The 21,584-nt window shown below is 34.1% G+C and carries 17 protein-coding genes; 3 read left to right on the top strand and 14 right to left on the bottom strand.

The window, feature by feature from the left end:
* The first annotated feature begins 116 nt into the window (after positions 1–116).
* On the top strand, positions 117–1,682 hold the full coding sequence (locus FNW38_RS15805) for a protein adenylyltransferase SelO (RefSeq protein ID WP_143388718.1): 1,566 nt from the start codon (positions 117–119) through the stop codon (positions 1,680–1,682).
* A 99-nt stretch (positions 1,683–1,781) separates the two neighbouring features.
* On the opposite strand, the gene FNW38_RS15800 is transcribed toward FNW38_RS15805, so the two are convergent.
* The 4 genes from FNW38_RS15800 to FNW38_RS15785 form a co-directional block, all read right to left on the bottom strand.
* Entirely contained in the window at positions 1,782–2,246 is a 465-nt protein-coding gene (locus FNW38_RS15800; RefSeq protein ID WP_143388719.1) for a DUF1456 family protein, read from the bottom strand.
* A gap of 56 nt (positions 2,247–2,302) precedes the next feature.
* Positions 2,303–3,334 carry an aminotransferase class I/II-fold pyridoxal phosphate-dependent enzyme gene (locus tag FNW38_RS15795; protein ID WP_143388720.1) on the bottom strand — a complete coding sequence of 344 codons (1,032 nt, stop codon included), beginning with the start codon at positions 3,332–3,334 and terminating at the stop codon, positions 2,303–2,305.
* A 7-nt stretch (positions 3,335–3,341) separates the two neighbouring features.
* Complete coding sequence (locus FNW38_RS15790; protein WP_143388721.1) at positions 3,342–4,352, bottom strand: dipeptide epimerase; 1,011 nt, start codon at positions 4,350–4,352, stop codon at positions 3,342–3,344.
* Positions 4,353–4,414: 62 nt separating this feature from the next.
* Entirely contained in the window at positions 4,415–5,230 is an 816-nt protein-coding gene (locus FNW38_RS15785; RefSeq protein ID WP_143388722.1) for an alpha/beta hydrolase, read from the bottom strand.
* Between the two features lie 60 nt (positions 5,231–5,290).
* Between FNW38_RS15785 and FNW38_RS15780 the strand changes: the two genes are divergently transcribed.
* Positions 5,291–5,692, top strand: a complete 402-nt coding sequence (locus FNW38_RS15780; protein ID WP_143388723.1) for an excinuclease ABC subunit B — start codon at positions 5,291–5,293, stop codon at positions 5,690–5,692.
* Here the strand turns inward: FNW38_RS15780 and uvrB are convergent.
* From uvrB to FNW38_RS15755, 5 genes are all read right to left on the bottom strand, one after another.
* Positions 5,689–7,680, bottom strand: coding sequence for an excinuclease ABC subunit UvrB (gene uvrB, locus FNW38_RS15775; protein WP_143388724.1), 1,992 nt, complete (start codon positions 7,678–7,680; stop codon positions 5,689–5,691). The genes FNW38_RS15780 and uvrB overlap by 4 nt on opposite strands.
* Positions 7,681–7,899: 219 nt before the next feature.
* Entirely contained in the window at positions 7,900–11,307 is a 3,408-nt protein-coding gene (locus FNW38_RS15770; RefSeq protein ID WP_235890218.1) for a TonB-dependent receptor, read from the bottom strand.
* 161 nt (positions 11,308–11,468) lie between these two features.
* Complete coding sequence (locus FNW38_RS15765; protein ID WP_143388725.1) at positions 11,469–12,584, bottom strand: FecR family protein; 1,116 nt, start codon at positions 12,582–12,584, stop codon at positions 11,469–11,471.
* An 89-nt stretch (positions 12,585–12,673) separates the two neighbouring features.
* Positions 12,674–13,282 (bottom strand): RNA polymerase sigma factor, encoded by a 609-nt coding sequence (locus FNW38_RS15760; protein ID WP_143388726.1) that lies wholly within the window; start codon positions 13,280–13,282, stop codon positions 12,674–12,676.
* 665 nt (positions 13,283–13,947) lie between these two features.
* Positions 13,948–14,082 carry an RlmF-related methyltransferase gene (locus FNW38_RS15755; RefSeq protein WP_143388733.1) on the bottom strand — a complete coding sequence of 45 codons (135 nt, stop codon included), beginning with the start codon at positions 14,080–14,082 and terminating at the stop codon, positions 13,948–13,950.
* Between the two features lie 165 nt (positions 14,083–14,247).
* On the opposite strand from FNW38_RS15755, the gene FNW38_RS15750 reads away from it, so the two are divergent.
* Entirely contained in the window at positions 14,248–15,636 is a 1,389-nt protein-coding gene (locus tag FNW38_RS15750; protein WP_144065043.1) for a CmpA/NrtA family ABC transporter substrate-binding protein, read from the top strand.
* Between the two features lie 83 nt (positions 15,637–15,719).
* Here FNW38_RS15750 and rlmF read toward each other — a convergent pair whose 3' ends face one another.
* The 5 genes from rlmF to FNW38_RS15725 form a co-directional block, all read right to left on the bottom strand.
* Entirely contained in the window at positions 15,720–16,673 is a 954-nt protein-coding gene (gene rlmF, locus FNW38_RS15745) for a 23S rRNA (adenine(1618)-N(6))-methyltransferase RlmF (protein ID WP_394344776.1), read from the bottom strand.
* A gap of 69 nt (positions 16,674–16,742) precedes the next feature.
* The gene (locus FNW38_RS15740; RefSeq protein ID WP_143388728.1) at positions 16,743–17,405 is read right to left on the bottom strand and encodes a thiamine diphosphokinase; all 663 of its coding nucleotides are present in this window, start codon (positions 17,403–17,405) and stop codon (positions 16,743–16,745) included.
* A 225-nt stretch (positions 17,406–17,630) separates the two neighbouring features.
* Complete coding sequence (locus tag FNW38_RS15735; RefSeq protein WP_144065044.1) at positions 17,631–18,452, bottom strand: DUF4249 domain-containing protein; 822 nt, start codon at positions 18,450–18,452, stop codon at positions 17,631–17,633.
* Between the two features lie 4 nt (positions 18,453–18,456).
* Positions 18,457–20,865: a TonB-dependent receptor gene (locus FNW38_RS15730; RefSeq protein WP_143388730.1), complete on the bottom strand. Its 2,409-nt coding sequence runs from the start codon at positions 20,863–20,865 to the stop codon at positions 18,457–18,459.
* A gap of 118 nt (positions 20,866–20,983) precedes the next feature.
* Positions 20,984–21,463: a lysozyme inhibitor LprI family protein gene (locus FNW38_RS15725; RefSeq protein WP_143388731.1), complete on the bottom strand. Its 480-nt coding sequence runs from the start codon at positions 21,461–21,463 to the stop codon at positions 20,984–20,986.
* Positions 21,464–21,584: the final 121 nt, after the last annotated feature.

The raw sequence follows: 21,584 nt of genomic DNA, 5'->3' as shown, positions 1-21,584 counted from the left end.
GATTTTAGTTATAAATTAAAAGTATCATAAGAGTTATATTTAATGTAGGGTATCGAATACCTTTACATTATAATACCTACTTGTTTTCTGGTTTTTATTTAATTCTTTTTAAAGATATGAAACTTCATTTGCAAAATAATTTTATAAGCGAGTTGCCTGCTGATCCAAGTGAAATCAATATACCGAGACAGGTTCAGCAAGCTTTTTATTCGTATGTGTTACCCAAAAAACCTTCAAATCCTTCACTAATTCATGCTTCAAATGAAGTAGCAAATGCTATTGGTCTTTCTCAAGCAGACATACTTTCAACTGATTTTTTAAATACTTTTTCAGGAAGCACCGTTTATCCAGAAACTAGACCCTTTGCATTGTGTTATGCCGGACATCAATTTGGTAACTGGGCTGGGCAATTAGGAGATGGTCGTGCCATCAATCTTACCGAAGTAGTTCATGAAAATAGGACGTACACTTTGCAACTGAAAGGATCAGGGCCTACACCATATTCCCGAACAGCGGATGGTTTTGCAGTTTTACGTTCTTCAATTCGAGAGTATTTGTGCGCAGAAGCGATGCATTATTTAGGTGTTCCAACAACACGTTCGCTTTCGTTAATGCTTTCTGGAGATCAAGTATTACGTGATGTATTGTATAATGGAAATCCTGCTTACGAAAAAGGGGCAATTGTTTGTAGAGTAGCTCCTTCTTTTATCCGTTTTGGTAGCTTTGAATTGTTTTCTTCTCGAAAAGACTATGTTAATCTCAAATTATTAGCTGATTTCACCATCAAACATCATTTTCCTCATATTCAAGGAGAAGGTGTCGGGAAATATCTAGACTTTTTTCATGAAGTAACCCAAACTACGCTTAACATGATTGTGCACTGGCAACGCGTTGGTTTTGTTCATGGAGTTATGAATACCGACAACATGTCCATTCACGGCATCACTATTGATTATGGGCCGTACGGTTGGTTGGAAGATTACAACTCCAACTGGACACCCAATACAACTGACAGGCAGCATAAAAGATACCGTTTTGGGAATCAACCTGAAATTGCGCTGTGGAATTTGTATCAATTGGCGAATGCTTTGTATCCTTTAATTCAGGATGCCAAACCTCTTGAAACTATTTTGAATACTTTTAGTACTGATTACGAAAAGGAGTATTTGAATATGATGCAAAATAAACTCGGTTTCCAAATCAAAAAAGAACAAGATGCTGTTTTGATTCTGAGTTTGACTCAATTGTTGGAACGAGTAGAAACGGATATGACTATTTTTTTTAGAAATCTAAGTAATGTTACTAAAAAAGATACCGCAACAACAGCTTTCAATACAATAAAAGATGCCTTCTATAACGAAAAGGATTTGAATGAAACTATCTTGAAAGATTGGCACGACTGGTTTGAGAATTACAAGATTCGAATCAATGAAGAAACGCTGTCAGATACTGAAAGAAAAGAGCAAATGAATAGAGTAAATCCAAAATATGTATTGCGAAATTATATGGCACAATTGTGTATTGATGACGCTGATAAGGGAGACTATTCTTTGCTAAACGAATTATTTGAAATGCTTAAAAATCCCTACGACGAACAATCGAATTTTCAAAAATGGTTTGCCAAAAGACCCGATTGGGCCAGAGATAAAGTGGGATGTTCTATGTTAAGCTGTAGCTCTTAAAGTGTTTTTGATAAAACACTTTTAAAGATATAAAAAAATCCTAAGTGTAACTCAGGATTTTTTAGTTTAATTTAGTAGAGGAGCACAGATCTGCACTACTTATGATTTTTTATTCTTACCGAAATTATATTTCACTTTCTCCACTACTTGAATTTTTGGAGTGCCTTTTGAATTTTGTTTTTTGAAAGGTTTCTTAGCCGCTGGTGATTTACCCGGTTTTTGGTCGCCTCTGGCTCTGTCTTCGTCTTTTGGTTTTGCTTTGAATTCAGCTCTTTCTGAAGCTCCTTCTTTTACAGGAATTTGAGCTTTGTGTTTGGCTAAAACATCATTTGGGTTTTTTGGATTTTCTTTTGTTCCACGCAAGTGAATTACCAATCCATTCAAGAAATTACGCAACACTTGGTCACCACATTCCATATAATTTTCATGTTTTTCATCACGGAAAAAAGCACCCAATTCTGATTTAGTGATTCTAAAATCTACCAATTCTAATATTTCAACTATTTGATCGTCACGCAACATTAAAGCTACGCGAAGTTTTTTAAAGATATCGTTGTTAGTCATCATTTTTATTTTTTACAAAGGTACGGTTAAAAAGCAATTAGACCGCAATTTTAGATTTAGAATTGGTTTTGGTTTAGAATGTGAATTATTTTATCCAAATCTTCTTTTTTGTGATTGGCAGTAGCTACAATTCGATTTAAATCCTTGCTGTCTGTTGGGTATTTAAAATTAGTTACGATGATTTTATTCGTAGTGAAAATTTCATTTATTCCTTCGATTTCTGGATAAATTAGCGGATAATTCGGATTAAAAAGAACTGCTTTACTTTTAATTAAATGAGTATCTATATAGTTCAAATTGTCTTTTAATTTTTGATGTTGAGTAAAATAAATTTTTTCAGCATCAGCGATGGTTTGGACAAATGCCGCATTCATTCCCGCACTGGAAACAAAAGTGTCGTGATTTGCCATTTGATTAATAAAATCGATATCGCTGGCAATTACGCCACCTGTCAACCCAAAGGCTTTCCCTAAAGACGCTATCATGATTTTTCTTTTAATAGAAGGAAGATCGATTGTCGAATAAATTCCACAACCCTTTGTACCTAAAATACCAAGCGAATGCGATTCGTCAATAACTAAAGTTATTTCTTTATTGGAAGGAATCGAATTCAGAATAGAAAGATCGATTGGTTCAATATGGAAAGAGGGGACCGCATCGGTTAGAATCGTAATTTTTTCAGTTACGTTATCCAGTAAGCGAGGATTTAATTGGTTACCAATAAAAAAGGGGAGGCTATTTGGCGCTTTAATGGCAGGATGCGTATCAGGAAAATGAAAAAAGCAATCGGTTTGAGGTGTTAATACCTCAATTACTAATTTCCCCGCCAGCATGCCGGAAGAAACTGTAAGAGTAGCATCCGCTTCGATGTAATTAGCTAAAAAACGTTCTCCATTTTCGTAAGCAGTTAGTTGAATATTTGCATTTCTCGAACTTCCATAAGCTGTTCCCCATTGTAAAATATTTTTGATGAGCAGCTTTTGGAATTTCTTATTTGTGGGTAAACCCAAATAGGCAGTTCCTCCAAAATACAAATAGGTCTCATTGTCGATTTCTATTATTCGATCTGGAAATTGGTTGACTTTCATTTTAGAATTAAATTAAAGTTACTCCAGTTCCATTGATTTCTGAATAGCTTATTTTTCCAAAATCTATGGTTACACCGGTAGCAATATCTTCTGCCAAAAGCAGCGCGCCATCCATATCTACATAGTCCAGTTGCGGCAATAAATGTGCAATCGCAGATATTCCCACGGTAGATTCTGTCATACAACCGACCATCGTTTTTAAACCTAATTTCTTGGCTTCCTGAATCATTCGTCTTCCGGGAGTTAAACCGCCACATTTCACTAATTTGACATTTACGCCATGAAAATAATGGTGACATTTGGCTACATCTTCTTCTATAATGCAACTTTCGTCGGCTATTATTGGTAAAACCGAATGTTTAAAAACTTCCTTATGTCCTTCCCAATTGTCTGCTTTCATGGGTTGTTCCAAGAATTCCACTCCCAGTTTTTTTAACTCGATTGCATTATTTATGGTTTCTTCGACACCCCAACCGCAATTAGCATCAATTCTAAAGATGGCATTGGTATGTTTTCGAAGTGCTGCTATAATTGCAATATCTTCTTTAGTTCCCAATTTTATTTTGTAAATCGGCCAAGGTAATTCCTTCATTTTAGAAACCATTTTTTCAATGGAAGCAATTCCAATTGTGTAATCTGTCAATGGGTTTTTGTTGATGGTATAATTCCATAATTCGTACAATTTTTTTCCTTTTTTGCGAGCATACAAATCTGTATAAGCCATATCCAAAGCGCACAATGCAAACATGTCATCTTTTAAATAAGGATGAATTTTTACCCAAAATTCTTCAGGTGTTTCATTTGTCGTTGCTTCAATTAGAGTGCGAATTTTTTCTAAATCCAGCATCATCATTGGAACGGTTGTACGGTAGTATGGATTTGATGTTGCTTCGCCAAAACCTGAAAATCCTTCACTTTTTAATTCTACAATTAAAGAAGGTTGAAAGTCTATTGACTCTCTTGAAATCGTAAACGTATGTTTTAATTTGAGGTTGTATTTTCTTAAGATTAGTTCCATTTGAATCTGATTTTAGCACTTAAAATTAATGTATTTATCTTTAAATGCAGAAGGATTTTATTTTAATAACCAAGCCATAAAATTGCTTTTACAAAACTGTCACGCCATAATTTTTCGTTGTGCTGTCCACCTTTTACAATTTTCTTTTCATTCAAATTTAAACAATAGCATCTTTTAGTATTAATTAGATATTCCATTTTGTTAAGGTCGCGAACCACAGAGTCATCATCTCCTTCTTTATCTCCACAAAGAAAATAATATTTCGTTTTTTGCTTTTTATTTTTTTCTTCTAATTCAAAAATTTCTTCGCGATTAATCCAAAAAGCGGGTGAAAAAATACCTGCTTTACCAAACACTTCAGGATATTTTAAAGTAGCGTAAAAGGAAGTCAAACCTCCCAAAGAACTTCCCATAATAATAGTGTTTTTCTTCTTGGGTTTAGTTCTATATGATTCGTCAATTTTCGGCTTTAGCGTATTTACAATGAATTCTAAATAATTATCTGCTTTTCCGCCACCATATTTTTCGTTTTTAAAGGGGGTTAATTCTTCTAAACGTTTGTCATTTCCATGTTCGATTCCTATTGCAATAACTTGTGCATTGAGACTGTCCAGTTTTTCATCGACATTCCATTCACCAGAATAGGAAGTTTTAGTGTCAAATAAATTTTGGGCATCCTGCATGTATATAACGGAATATTTCTTTTTTGAGGTTAAATAATTTTTCGGTAAATAAATCCAAATTTTCTTAGAAGTTTGAAGTTGTGGCGCCTCAATGGTAAAAGTGGAAACTTGTTTTGAAGCTGTACTCTCCTGAGCTGTAATTTTTGCTGTCGCAAAAAGTATTATAATAAGAATTAACTTAAGCTTTTGAATCATTACTGGTATTTTGTGTTTTTATTTAAAAAAATCAATATTTTAGCTAAAAATAATAATTTCATGAATACTTACGAGAAAAAAAGAAGCTTACTTTTAGAGATGATCGCTTTTTCTACTGTTGACGGACAATTACATAAGAGAGAATACGATTTTTTGTTTATTGTTGCCAATGAATTAAATATAGAAAAAGGAGGGTTCAATGATTTGTTTCATCAGGAATTGCCACAATTGCCCATTAAATCCGAGTTTCAACGCATTCAACAATTTTATAGACTGGCTTTGTTGATGCATAGTGATGGAATTTTGCATAAAAAAGAAGCTGCCGCTATCCAGCAAATAGCAATCGATATGGGTTTAAATCCCACAGCAACTAAACGTATTCTAAAGTTAATGAAGGAAGCGCCAAATGCAATTATTGATCCGGAAGTTTTATTGAATGTTTTTCAGGAGCAGCATAATTAAGTTAATTGTCCTTGCAACGCTTTTATTTCATCACGTAATTTTGCTGCTTGCATAAAATCTAATTCTTTTGCGGCTTTTTCCATGTTTTTTCGTTTTTCACGAATGCGTTTTTCAATATCTGGTTTTGATAAATATTCTGTAACTGGTTCGGCAGCAGTTAAAATAGTATAACCTAATTCATAATCTGCCAAAGGATTTTTGGTAAATGCGTTCTCGATTTTTTTATTTAAGGCTTGAGGGATCAAATTATTTGCAGTATTGTAATTGATTTGTTTGGTTCTGCGATAATTAGTTTCGTCAATGGTTTTTTGCATGCTTGCCGTAATTTTATCAGCGTACATAATTGCTTTTCCGTTCAGGTTTCTTGCAGCACGACCAATTGTTTGCGTAAGCGAACGATGGCTTCGTAAAAAACCTTCTTTGTCTGCATCTAAAATTGCGACCAAAGAAACTTCGGGTAAATCTAATCCTTCACGAAGTAAATTCACGCCAATTAATACATCAAAAATTCCTTTTCGTAAATCTTGCATGATTTCTATTCGTTCCAATGTATCTACTTCAGAGTGAATATAACGGCAACGAATATTGACTTTGGTTAAATATTTGGCTAATTCTTCTGCCATTCTTTTGGTTAAAGTGGTGACCAAAACACGTTCGTCAATTTCGGCTCGAACCTGAATTTCTTCAATTAAATCATCAATTTGGTTTAAACTTGGTCGGATTTCAATAATTGGATCCAATAATCCAGTCGGACGAATTACTTGTTCAATAACAACACCATCTGTTTTTTGCAATTCATAATCGGCTGGTGTTGCCGAAACATAAATTACTTGGTTTTGCATCGCTTCAAATTCCTCAAACTTCAAAGGGCGATTATCCATTGCTGCTGGAAGTCGGAAACCATATTCTACTAGATTTTCTTTTCGGCTTCTGTCTCCACCATACATGGCGCTAACTTGGGAAAGGGTCACGTGACTTTCGTCTACAACCATTAAGAAGTCACTTGGGAAATAATCCAACAAACAAAAAGGTCTTGTTCCTGGTAAACGGCCATCGAGATAACGGGAGTAATTTTCAATTCCGGAGCAATAACCGAGTTCGCGAATCATTTCCAAATCAAAATTGGTACGTTCTTCCAATCGTTTGGCTTCTAAATGTTTGCCGATTTCCTTGAAATAATCGACCTGTTTTACCAAATCCTGTTGGATTTCCCAAATTGCATTTTGCAAAACATCTGGAGAAGTCACAAACATATTGGCAGGATAAATTGTTAGTTTATCAAATTTTTCAAGGACTTTAGAATTCGTGACATCGAAACTTTCAATTTCCTCGATTTCATCACCAAAGAAATGGATTCGGTAAGCTTCATCCGCATAACTAGGATAAACATCTACTGTATCGCCTTTTATTCTGAAACTTCCGGGATTAAAATCAGCTTCGGTTCTAGAGTATAAACTTTGCACCAGTTGATGCAATAATTTGGTTCGGGAAATGATTTGTCCTTTCTCAATCGGAATTAAGTTTTTCTGAAATTCTATAGGATTTCCAATACCGTACAAACAAGAAACCGATGCAACGACCAAAATATCTCTTCGTCCGGAAAGCAACGAAGCGGTTGTTGACATTCGCATTTTTTCCAGTTCTTCATTGATAGATAAATCCTTTTCAATGAAAACACCAGTTACAGGCATAAAAGCTTCGGGTTGGTAATAATCGTAATAGGAAACGAAATATTCAACAGCATTATTTGGGAAAAATTGTTTGAATTCCGAGTATAATTGTGCTGCCAAAGTTTTGTTGTGTGCCAAAACTAAAGTTGGTCTTTGGACTTCCTGAATTACATTGGCCACGGTAAATGTTTTTCCGGATCCGGTAACTCCTAATAAAGTTTGGAATTTTTCACCATCAATAATCCCTTGAGCTAATTTTTCAATCGCTTGGGGTTGGTCGCCTTTGGGCTGGTAATCAGATACTACTTGGAAATTCATTAGATTGGGACAAAATATCAGTTTGCAAAGTTAATTCATTTTTAATCGTTTAAGTATTTAGAAGATGTTAATTTAGGAGTGCAATTGTTTATGAAACGTTATAACAATCTTTCATTAAAATGATATAGCTTTCAATAGGTTAGTAGTACATCATTGGAATCAGAGCAAAAAAAAGCCATCAACAAAAAGTTGATGGCTTTCCTAAACAAAAAATATCTTTTAGAAGCTGAAGTTTAATCTGGCAAAAACAAAACGGCCGTTTTGTCCAAACTGAGATACGTTTCTTGAATATACAAATTGGTTTGCATTTGATAAATCGATAGTTGCTGGAGCAGCTGTGTAATCAATAGCTCCAGACACTAATCTAGGTCTGATTGCTGTTTGTGTACCAAGATTTAAATCTGGATAAATATCAAAAATATTATTAGCTCCAATAACAATTTTAGCAGCCTCGGTAATTTTGAAACCCACAGACAAATCAGTAATAATTTTTGCTCCCCAAATTGGGTGCTCAATTTCTACCGCTTGACCGTTTATTATAACTCCTTCAACTCTTCCGTCTCCGTTTACATCAGCGGTATTTGGATCAGTCACTTTACCAAAATAAACATTTCTCAAGAAGAAATCGAATTTTTTATAGGTAACAGAATTGGTTAAGTTTGCTTTTACTCTTGGGATCGCTTCTTGTAAATATACTCTACTTGCTTCAGAATAGTATCTGTTTACCTGACCGGCAGCTTCTAATACTGGAGAAGCATGAATTTCTCCCACTCTATATGTTTTAGAGAAAGTTCCTGATAAATCTGTTTTTAGAGAAACGTTATTTCCAAAACTTGTTTTATGACTAATTACAACGTCGATTCCTTTTGATTCCGTGTCAATTGCATTAGCAAAGAAAGTAGCTGCAGTTGCTCCGGCAGTATCAAATAATGCATTTAAAATGGCATTTGGAGTTCCTGCTGCAGGAGTTCCACCCGGTCTTGAAAATTGATCCGTAAGAACCACCCTGTCGTCTATTTTTACAATATAAGCATCAGCTGTCAAAGTTAAATTGGCATCAGGTATTTTTGCTGTAAAACCAATACTTGCACTTTGAGATTCCTCTTGTTTTAATGTTGGAATTCCTAATAATTGTGCCGCTTGTGAATCATTACTGAAAGTTCCTACTTCAAATGGTACGCCACCTACGAATTGTGTAGCTGTTGAATTGAAATAGATTTGGTGTAACGATGGTGCTCTAAATCCAGTAGAAATGGCACCACGTAAATTGATATTATCAGTTAATTTATAACGAGTCGCTAATTTGAAATTGGTTGTATTTCCAAAATCAGAATAATTCTCAAAACGAACCGCACCGTTTAACAACCATTTGTCAGTAACATCTAATTCTAAATCGGTATAAAGCGCTACACTGTTACGGTCTTTATCAATTGCATTTGCAGGTCTGAAACCTGGAAATACTTGAGAACCGCCTGGTCTTGCTGCACCAAAAAAGTCAGTAACTCTAATGTTAGTTGCTGTAGTTCCAGTTACCACACCACCATTAATATCATATTGATTGTAAGAATCTGGCTCTCCAGCATTGATGGAATAGTTTTCATGACGGTATTCCGCACCAAAAGCAACATTCAATCCTTCCAGAACATCAAATTTTCTGTTCACGTCAAAATTTGTTGTGTTTTGGGCGAAAGCCAAACCACCAGCATCAAATTCAGTAGGAGAATTTTCTCTTAAAGAGGCATTTACCGTATTTTCAACGCCATAATCAAAAGCATTTCTTCCAAAAGTGTTACTTAAGTCAAAATTCCAATTTTCGAATATAAGACCTCTAAGACCAGCAGCAACTGAGACGTCGTTGATTGTGGAATGTATTTCCGGTAAAAATCCGTTTGGATACAATCCCGTGTATGATCTGGCTTGATTAGGTCTTCTGTAAAAACCTGCAGCTTCACCGTTTCTATAACTGGTTCCACCAAAAACATACGCTTCCAGTTTATCATTGATTGGATAAGCAGCATTCAAAAAGAATTGAGCACTTTTCAAAGAAGATTGTCCCACTCTCATATTGAAATCTTTTCTTTCAAGACCTCTATACGCTAATTCTCCTGCTGTGGCATCAAAATTCAATGCGGCTTGCATCTGCGAGATGTCAGAAGCATCACTTATTGCTGTTTGTTGAGCCGATGTGAAATAGCCTACTTGCGGAGCATACGTTTTTATATTGGAAAGAATTTGTGTAGTATTTGGAGTATTAGTTATGTTTCCAAAAAGTGCATTAATATTAGTCCCAGCTTCTACAGCTCTTTGTTCAACCGCATTATACGCATTAAATAAAGTGCCAGTCACATCTTTTGCTCTGCTTGTAGCATCTCTTAATTGAAAACTTGCTGTTGCATTGATGAAACTTTTCTCTTTACCTAAACTCGTTCCGTAGTTTAAGTCTAATTGGTAATTACCACCGTCAAAACCACCGTCATGGTCATTGGCCCCTTTTGAAAGATTTCCTCCTCCAAAAAGGTTTACCTCTAATTTATTCGTGTTTTTCTTAACATTAATGTTTATTACTCCAGCAATTGCGTCAGAACCATATTGTGCGGAAGCACCATCTCTCAATACTTCAATTTTTTCGATGGCAAATGCAGGAATTGCATTCAAATCTGTTCCTACAGATCCTCTTCCCGGTGACCCGTTAATATTTACTAAAGAAGAAGTATGTCTTCTTTTTCCGTTTATCAAAACCAATACTTGGTCTGGTCCTAAACCTCTTAATTGCGCAGGATCAATATGATCCGTTCCATCAGCAACCGTTTGAGTATTTGATGTAAACGATGGCGCAACCATGTTTAAAATTTGATTTAAGTTTACTTGAGCTCCTTGTGAAGCAATTTCTTTCATGCTAATCACATCAATAGGAACAGCAGATTCTGTAACTGTTCTGGTAGGATTACGAGAACCAATTACAACAACATCTTGTAGTGTTTCGCCACTTCCTGTTAAAGTAACATTTACAATGCTTCCTGTTACAGTTACCGATTTAGTTTCTAATCCCACATAAGAAAATTGCAAAACGTCTCCTATTTGAGCACTGATAGTATAATTTCCATCTGCATCTGTTGTAGTTCCTTTTGTGGTTCCTTTTACAAGAATCGTTACGCCGGGTAAAGGTTCGCCGTTGTCATCAACTACGCGACCTTTAATAATATCAGCTATTGCGTTTTCATTTAAAGGAGAGAAAACTTCTCCATTAATTCCCACTTTGAGAATTCCTTCCTTTTGTAAAATAATTTGATTGCTTACTTCAGTGTAATTAATTTTTAGTGGTTTTAAAATACGGGTAAGTACACTTGATAATGCTTCGTTATTGGCATAAACACTCACTTTTTGGTTCAATTGTGTCATTCTCGAATTATACGAAAATTTCACATGTGCCAACTTTTCAAGTTTAGTTAACGCCGTATCTAAGTTCAAATCGGTTAGGGTAACAGTTACCTTTGTATCCAATTTTCTTTGTCCTCTGATATTATTCGCTATTGTAACACTTGAAAAAACAAGGGCTAAAACAAATTGAAATAAGGTTATTTTCATGATTCGAAAGAGTAGTCGTTGTTTAAGGACAGTTTTTTTCATAATTTTGGTTTGTTTTATTAATATTCTTTAGTTTGGTTATTGAGAGAACGCACCAATTACTCTTTACAGAGAGGTAATTGATTTAATTCAAGGCGTCGGGAATGTTACAGCATTTTCGGCGCTTTTTCGTTTATGTGCTTTAATTCATAGGCAAAATAAGGTTAGTTGCATCCATCTGATATAATAATAATTTGATTTCCATTCATTTCATAACTGGTATTGTTCCCAAGACTTTTACAAATAATTTTGAGTTTTTCTGGTAGCGGCTGGTCACTTAAAGATGTGGTGAGATAACAGTCTTTTAATTTTGCTTGAGGAAAATCAATTTTTACCAAATAAGCTTGCTCAATTGTTTTAAAAATTTGAGCAACAGGAATATCTGTAAATTCAAATCCCAATTGTTCTATATTACTTGCTGAATGACTTAAAGATTCATCTTGAGTTATGTCCGTAATTTTATTAAAAGTTAGATTTTGACGTACGAATCGTAGGGCTTGATTCGGTAATAGAACAATCAATTCATCTTTTGAGTTTGCAATTAATTGGTTGGATCTTACCTTTACTTTACCAGTACGAACCACCACTTCTACATTTGGCTGATTAGCGTATGCTTTTATTCTAAAACTTGTTCCTACTACTTTAGTAACAATTTCATTAGCAAAGACAAAAAATGGTTTTTTCGGGTTTTTACTGATTTCAAAAAAGCCTTCACCGGATAGGTAAACTTTTCGTTCATTCCCAACAAAGATTTTAGGGTAACTCAACTTACTATTGGGTTGTAGTAATACGGAACTGCCATCGGATAAGGTTATTATCTGAGGTTTGTCAGAATTATTAGTTTGTTCAACTAGACCCTCCTCATTTTCATTGATTAGTTCATTGTAGGTAAGCACTGAATTTTCAGGAGCAATATAGTGGTTGTAAAGCCAACCGGATAAAAGACTTAAAATCAAAACGGCCGCAACTCCACTAAACCAATTATTTCTCCAAAGTTTTATTATTGGTCTGCTTGTTCCATTTTTATTTTCTTCTGCTCTTTCAATTTTTTCCCAAGTAGCTTCCAAGGCATATTGAACGTCCTCAGTTGATAGGTTGGTATTAGGAACTTTCATTGCTAACAACCATAGTCGCGCTTCTTCAACTAATTTGGCACGATTGGAATTCTCTAAAGTCCATTCTTCCCAGTCTTGTTGGTCGTCTTTGAAACAGACCCATAATTGGAATGATTCATCGGCTAAAAAGTGTTCTATCTCTGTATAATTGTTACGTTGTTGCATCAAAAAAATGGGTTACAATTATATAAAGGACAGTTTTTTTATTTGATACTCATTAAATTATGAATTTTTTAAATTTATTTTTAAAAAAACTAAAAAACACTTTGAAACAGTAGTAAAATTAGTAAAATGTTTCCTTTCCACTCTTTGCGCAGACTCAATAAAGCACGGTGTAAAAGATTATTTGCCGATTGATAGTTGACTTCAAGCATATTTGCAATTTGGTCTACAGTGAGGTCTTGGTTGTAACGTAGATACAAGGCCTCTTTTTGTCGAGAAGGCAAATCATTAATTAGTCGATTGAGATGTGAGACTTTGGCCGCGGTTGTCTCATCGGCAATGAGGTGATGTTCTATGGAGAAATCAAACAGAAATTTAACAGAATCCATTGAAGTGCTTAGGCGAAAAATATGATCTCGTTCTTGTAATCGCGCAATACGTTTACGAACACTTGACAATAAATAGGCTTTTACTACCACATCTTCATTTAGTTTATTTCTATAAACCCAAATATCTGTAAAAACATCTTGTACGCAGTCTTGCACTTTTTCAGGAAAAGGAATAAACGAATTTCCATAACGTACTAAATGAGCATAATGCTTTTTAAAAAGTGTTGAAAAAGCCTTTTCATTACCTTTTTTTAGGTTGCTCCAAAGGGTGGAGTCATCTAGTGTATCGGTATGTAGTATTTGCCTTTTCACAATTTAGTTAGGATTAGTTGATTCTTTTCAATGCAAATTTTTGATGAGCATATAATTTTTATTGAATACGAATAAATTACAATAAAAAAGGATAGTAGTGGTATTCTTGTGTTTAAGTATTAGTGTTTTTTTTGCTAATGGTTTTATGAACCGCAAAAGAATATTTTTTAGATTATCTAAGATTTCATAAACAAATTTACATAATTATATGTTAAAACGTGTTTTTTGGCTTAAAAATATAAAGAAATACAACTACTTAGGAATAGTTGTATATTTTTTTTAGAAAACTAAATTTTTAGAAGTTTAATTATTGATTTAATAATTATACCTTTTTCGTTATAATTCCTTTAAATAAATAATTCTTATAAATAAAGAAAAAGGTTGGGAAGCACTACTGTTTGGAATGATTTTATGGTAGTATTTCAAGACTTTAACGAAATATTTTTATTTCTAAAACTTCCAAGCTTTTTGCTGTGCTTCACTCAAAAAAGTCCAAGCTACGATGGGGGGCACTGAAAAAGTATCTCTTTTTAGTAATTAGACATTTTAAGGCGATTAAGGAAAATTCGAGTTTTGCTTAAGTACTTCATTTTCAGGATAAAAAAAAGAGTAGAAAATCTTATTTTTCTACTCTTTTAATGAAATCTAATTCTTTAAGGACTTTTTCAGTGCCCTCCTACGATGCGGCTCGTTTTTTGGCCTTGAGCCATATCAATCGTTTTTACTTCAGCAGCGCTGACTACCCGTAAGGTTTTATAAAGATTGGAAGGATTTCCTTTTTTTTGGAAACCAAAGTTCAGGTGTAATTAGATTAATTAGTTTTTAAAGTTCTTTTTTTTGATGATCGAATAGTAAAATTAATTTATTTAGAAAATGTATTAAAAAGGACAAAACCTGTTTTTTTACATATTTTAACTACGTATATATACTTAATTTTGATCCAGTAATAATTCAAAAACTATACTATGAAAAAAAAGATACTCAGATTATCATTGGTTCTGCTATTGTCATTCTTTGTTTTAAGTTTTAAAGTACCCTATAAAATAGATGCGTATTTAAAAAAAGAAGCTATAGATCCTCCCAAAACTAAGAAGTTACCTTTAGAAAAACCAAACCTAACTTTTGGATTTATAAAACTTACCGATATGGCACCACTTGCCATTGCAAAGTTCTTAGGCTATTTTGATGAAGAAGGACTCGCAGTAAACCTAGAAGCCCAAGCCAACTGGAGGGATATTTTGGACAAGGTGATTGACAATCAATTAGACGGCGCCCAAATGCTAGCCGGACAACCTATTGCAGCAGCCGTGGGATCTGGCAGACAAGCCCAACTTGTTACTTCCTATTCGATGGATTTGAACGGAAATGCTATAACAGTATCCAATGATGTTTGGTCAAAAATGGTGGATAGTATACCACAGGAATATGGCAGACCCGTACATCCTATTCCTGCCTATGCCTTAAGACCTGCTCTAAATTATTATAAAAAAGGAAACAAACCTTTTACATTTGGTATCGTTGGTGCCTATTCAACCCACAACTATCAATTGCGATATTGGCTAGCAGCAGGTGGAATAAATCCTGGATTTTACAATAACAATAGCATTCAAGGAAGCAAAGGAAATATAGGAGCAGATGTACTGCTGAATATCACAGCCCCGCCACAAATGCCTCAAACATTAAAAGCAGGAACTATCAATGGCTATTGTGTTGGAGAACCATGGAACCAGCAGGCAGTTGAGGAAAGTATTGGTGTTCCCGTTGTGACCAGCCGAGAGATTTGGAAAAATCATCCCGAAAAAGTGTTTGTGATGACCAAGGAGTTTGTTACAAAATACCCAAATACTGCAATTGCGATTACAAAGGCATTGATTAAAGCGGGAAAATGGTTGGATAATCCCGAAAATAGAAAAGAAGCAACCCGGATATTATCAAAATCAGCTTATGTTGACGGAGCTAAACGGGTGATTGATAATTCAATGTTAGGGACATTTGAATTCGAAAAAGGGGACGTTAGGTCTTTGCCGGATTTCAATGTTTTTTTTAGATACAATGCGACTTATCCTTTCTATTCTGACGGAATTTGGTTTTTAACACAAATGCGACGATGGGGACAAATTTCAGAATCAAAACCTGCTGAATGGTACAATAATAAAATTAGGGAGGTTTACAAGCCTGAAATATGGAATAAAGCAGCTAAATTGTTGTTAGATGAAGGTTTTATAGCCAAAATCGATATTCCTGAAACGGATGGTTATAAGCCGGCGACCACTGATTTTATAGATAATATGTACTATGACGGTAAAAAACCTCTTGAATATATCAACGGTTTCAAAATTGGAAATAAAGATTAATTACATCGAACTGATTTTTTAGAAATATAAAAAATTATATCTAAAAACAACTCCTTTATTTTTTTGAATAGGGAGTTGTTTTTTTAAAACTTCCAAGCTTTTTGCTGTGCTTCACTCAAAAAAGTCCAAGCTACGATGCGGCTCGTTTTTTGGCCTTGAGCCATATCAATCGTTTTTACTTCAACAGCACTTACTTTGTTTAAGGTTTTATAAAGACTAGAAAGATTTTCTTTTTTTGAAACCAATGTAGTGAACCATAAGCATTGCATTGGGTATTTGGCACTTTCGTAAATCATTTGGGTTACGAAACCTAATTCGCCACCTTCACACCATAATTCAGCATTATGACCCCCAAAATTTAAAACAGGTTTTGTGGTTTTTGTTTGCTCTAAATTATTGATTTTTCTCAACGTGCTTTTAGTAGCCTCTTGCTGTGAGGCATGAAAAGGCGGATTGCATATTGTGAAAGTAAATTTGTCTTCGGGTGTAATTATGTTTTTAAAAATAAAACGTGCTTCTGTTTGTTGTTGCAAACTAATGGCATCGATTAATTTTGGATTGGATTCGATGATTTTACTGCAGTTTTCAATTGCTTTTAAATCGATATCGGTTCCCACAAAACTCCATCCGTAAGCAGAATTACCTATTATTGGGTAAATGCAATTGGCACCAATACCAATATCCAAACCTTGAACGGTTTCGCCTTCCGGGATGATTCCGTTATTAGTGGAAGCCAATAAATCAGCTATATAATGAATGTAATCAGCTCTGCCAGGAATGGGTGGGCAAAGGTAGTTTTTAGGAATGTCCCAATCCTGTATATCATAATGAGTTACCAGTAGGGCTTTGTTTAGCGATTTTACCGCTTCGGGATTACTAAAGTCAAGAGTTTTTATATGGTGCTCATTGACAGCAACAAAATGCTGCAATTCAGGACAATTTTTGATTAATTGTTCAAAATCATATCCAAATCGGTCCAGATTTCTAGGATGCAAATTGGTCTTTTCGGTAATCGTTTTTGGTTTTATTTTTTCCATTTCCGCGCAAAGATAGTCAATCTCTTCTTGTCAAATTAAAGGAAGAGATTATAAATAGATTTTTAGTCACTAATCGATGCATTCCATCAGTAATAAATCGCCTTCACTGTGTTCAATTGTGACTATGCCGTCTTTGATGACATGATTGCTGCTTCCGGTTCTGTAGCCAATGGTTAGACTATCGTCTTTTAACGGATAAAATAAATTATCAGAGTGAATTCCGGTAACATGACCGATGGGAATTAACGAAATTGGGGTATTGGCAGTGTACCATTTTTCGAATTTGTTTGGCAACAAAAATATTTTCGAATGGTCATCTAAAATCACAATTTTCAATAGATTTCGGTATCGAACAATGTTAGTAAGATTGGTAATGGTATGATCGGCTCTTTTTCCGGTTGCCCAAACGACATTTACGGCAGGAATTTTTCGGTGAATTAAATAATCAAATGCTTTCTCTAAATCGGTTTTATTTTGGTCTGGAGTATGAATAATCTCAATAGGATATTGTGAAGTTTGATATTCTTCAGGATCAAATCCTCTATCGAAATCACCTAAAAGAACATCTACTTTTATGTCTAATTGCATGACTCTTTCTATAGCCGAATCTAAAACAATTACCAAAGGAGACCATTCTAATAATTGTCCTAATAATTCTGGATTACAGGATGCGCCATTGGCAATTATTAAGGCAGGTTCTTGGTCGTCGCGAACGATGTGATGTGAGGACATGGTTAATTATGAATTACGAATTGAAAATTACTAATGCAAAGATAGTGATTCATAATTCGTAATTTGTAATTCGTGATTTTTTAGCCCAGATAGAAATGAAAAACAAAATAGGTTCCAAACTTTAGTTTTGTGCTAGTAGAAGAGCGACCAAAGGAAGCTCCTTATACTAGCTAGAAAACTGTTTAGAGCCTGTTTTGTTTGTAATGTATAGCTGGTTTTTGCTCCTTATTGTATCGTGTAATTTTTAATATCGACTTCACTAAGAGAAAAATAACCCAAAGGAAAATTAGCTGAATTTGTGTTGTTGATGATGTTTCCTCTTACTGTTGCCGGAGGAGATTGAAACGGTCCGCCGCCATTATTTCCTGCGATGCTTACTAAAACGCGGAGGTAATTGTAATAGGCTTTTGAAATTCCGTAATGGCTGACTTCTATTGCGTTGCCCGCTTTTAAATCGTCATTTTGGGAAATGCTAAAGAATTTATTTCCGTCAAAAAACTCATCTTCATCTACATAAAAATTAGATTTTACCTGATTGGAATAGATGTATTTGTATAAATAATAATTAGGTTCGTTCGCAGGATCTGTATAATAGGATTTGATTTCTATGTTTTTTCCGGTAAAGCCTCCTTCGTTATTTTGAGTAGTTTCAGTTATTGGTGCTACTGATTTTAATGTTTCGGAGGCAGTGTAAGTTGCACCATCACTAATAACAGTTAAAGTGTAGGATTCGTTTATGACAGGAATAAAATTAGTGCAAATGTATTCCCCTTTATTAGCAGATTCGGCAAAATTAAAAATGATATTGGAACTGTTTTTAATATAAATAGTGGCTCCGGAAATTTTTGGAATTATGGTACTGTAGTAATCTGTCATTGTAGTTAATTTTATTTTTTGTTGATTTCCAGCGGTTCCTTTTTTCCAATTTATGGAAGCTTCTATAACCAGTTTTGGCAGTGCAGTGTTCAAATCTAACGGAATAACATCCTCACAACTGTTGAAAAATAATGCTGCTATAATTGCTAAAAATAGTGTTATTTTTTTCATATAATTAAAATTTGAAGTTATAACTAATCGCAGGAACAATACCAAAAATGGAAGTTTTTACGGCCTCATTAGTACCGGTATTCATATTTTGTCTAAAATTGATTGAAGCTGCATTTTTTCTATTGTACAAATTGTAAATACTAAAAACCCATTCTCCTTTCCAGTTTCTGTCATTATTTTTGCGTGGGGTTAATGTTGCAGCAATGTCGAGATGATGGTAAGCCGGAAGCCGGTTTCCGTTTCTTAAATCATAACTGGGAACGGCTATTCCAAGGTATTCGTATTGTCCTGTCGGATAGGTTACGGGTTGCCCGGTTTGTAACGCAAAATTAGCTCCAAAAGACCATTTCTCGTTTGAATTATAGGAAGTGGTGATGGCGATATTGTGCAATTTATCATAAACAGAGTTGTACCAATTTCCATTATTAATTCCTGTTTCAATAGATGTTCTTCCCGGAGTTTGTTGTTCAGATTTAGATAAAGTATAGGAAATCCAGCCGTTAAATTTACCTTCGTTTTTTCGGAACATTATTTCCAAACCGTAGGATCTTAATTCACCATTCAAAATCACTTGTTCAATCGCTTTATTCGCAATCAAATTAGCACCATCGATATAATCCAATCTGTTTTTTACTTTTTTATAATACGTTTCAACTTCTAAGGAATAGACGCCATCTTTAAGATTTTTAAAGTAGCCCAAAGCCACTTGATCTGCAATTTGGGGCTTGATGAAATTATCACTTGGCGTCCAGACATCAAGCGGAGTAGGAGAGGAAGTATTGGAAATCAATTGTAGATATTGGACCATTCGGTTGTAGCTGGCTTTTACAGATTGGTCATCGTTGATTTGATAGGCAAAAGAAAAACGTGGTTCTAAATTATTGAAGCTTTCAATCACTTTATTTTTCTCATAAAATTTAGTTCCAATAGGCGTCGCTTTTTCATAAATCTGTAAATCCGGATTGAAAGTTACCGGATTGTCATTCTCATAAATATTTACGGTAGATTGTCCTAAACGGTAAAATATACTGTATCGTAAACCATAAGAAAGAGAAATTTTATTCGAAATTTCATGATCTCCATTGATGTATAGGGCAGGTTCGAAAGCGTGTTTTTTATCCAATTGATCAAAATTAATTCCGGAATCTACATCAGATGGTTTTATAGTTCCCGGATTAAAATCGTAATAAATAGCGCTTACGCCGTAATTCAATTTGAATTTATTTGAAATATAATTCTTGAAATCGTATTTGATATTGTAATTCTTGATGCCGGAATCCCATTTGAAACCTACAAAATCCAAATCCAATCCATAATAATAGTCGCTGTAGATTAGCGATAAATTCGAAAATAATTTATCTGAAAATAAATGATTCCAACGCAAGTTTAAAGTGGAGTTTCCATAAATATTAGTGAAGCTTTTATTTAGGCTAAAAACGTCTCTTCCAAAATATCCCGACAAATACAGATTGTTATTTGGGTTCAATTTATAACTCAACTTGGTATTCAAATCATAAAAGTAAGCGGAGTTGTTTTTTTGTTCTTTAGAGAGTTTTAAAAATAAATGGGCATACGAACTTCTTCCACCAATAAGGAAAGAACCTTTGTCTTTTACTATTGGTCCTTCGACCAAAATTCTACTCGAGATTAATCCGATTCCTCCATTTACGTTGAATCCTTTACTGTTACCGTCTTTTTGATAAATGTCTAAAACCGAAGAAGCCCTTCCGCCAAAACGAGCTGGAATTCCACCTTTGTATAGCTTTAAATCCTTTATCGCATCGGGGTTGAAAACGGAGAAAAAGCCAAAAACATGTGAGGAATTAAATATGGTTGCTTCGTCCAACAGAATTAAATTCTGGTCTGCACCACCGCCACGTACATTAAAACCGGATGCGCCTTCGCCAGCATTAGTAACTCCTGGAAGCAATAAAATAGATTTGAGAACATCAACTTCGCCGAGTACAACCGGCATTTTCTTAATAGCCGAAATAGAGAGTTTATTAACGCTCATCTCAGGTTTCCGAATGTCAATTTTGCTTTTAGTATCAATGATGACCACTTCTTTTAAAACAGTTTCATTGCTTATTAATTTAAAATTATTCTTTATGTTTTGGTCTAAATTTATCGATTCTTCTATAGTTTGATATCCTAAATAGGTTATTTTAACAGTGTAATTTCTTTTTGGAACAGTAATAGAGTAGAATCCATATTCATTGGTAGTTACACCTGTTTTTAATTCTGGGATAACAATGTTAACACCAATTAAAGTTTCATTGCTGTTGGCGTCAATAATAGTTCCGCTAAGGGTAAATTTTTGCTTCGCCTGATCGCTAAAGCTCGTGTCTTGAGAAAAAGAAGAAAGAGAAGATAATAATACAACAAGAAAGGGAATAATTTTCTTTATAATCATTGTTTGAATTTTCTAAATGAAGAAATGCAAATTTCACTAAACAGAATATTAATTGGGGTATAACAATTGTTAAGGTATTGCTAAGATAAAAAAAAGACGACCGTTTTTTAGTTGTCTTTTAATCTTCATGTATAAAATATTCAAGGAATATTATTCTTTCTTTTGTATCTCTAATAGTTTGTGTGTTTTTAGCTAAAGGTAAAATAGAGCCTCCTTCATATTCAATATCAAATACCTCTCTATTTTTTTCTTTAGAAATTATCCAGTTTTTTTGTGAATTTATTATACTTGTTTTTAATCTTAAATTATAATTTTCATAATCGTCTTTGATTTCTGTATCTATTTTTTTTATTAAATATTTATATCTAACATTTAAAATACTATCATAGTAGATTAATTCATTTGCTGAGCAAACATTCATTTCCGTTTGAGAACCATCATAACAGTCAAATTTATTTGGAATGCTATCTGATTTTTCTTTAGTGCTATCTTTTACTTTAATATGTCTTGTGATTATTTTTGTTTCTTGTTTTTTGTTGCAAGAAAATATAAATATTGATAAGAAAATAATAAAGATAATTTTTGTTAAGATTTTCATTGTTAATATTTTTTATTCAAAGATAAAAAAAAGACGACCGTTTCCGAGGGTACTGAAAAAGTCCTTTAAGGAATAAATACAATAATTTAAGGAGTAGAAATCTTAGTTTTTCTGCTCCTTT

The sequence above is a fragment of the Flavobacterium gawalongense genome (assembly GCF_007097265.1).
GTDB classification, from domain to species: Bacteria; Bacteroidota; Bacteroidia; order Flavobacteriales; family Flavobacteriaceae; genus Flavobacterium; species Flavobacterium gawalongense.
The sequence above is the reverse complement of the archived record's forward strand: the minus strand, read 5'-3'. Positions and strand labels throughout refer to the sequence as shown.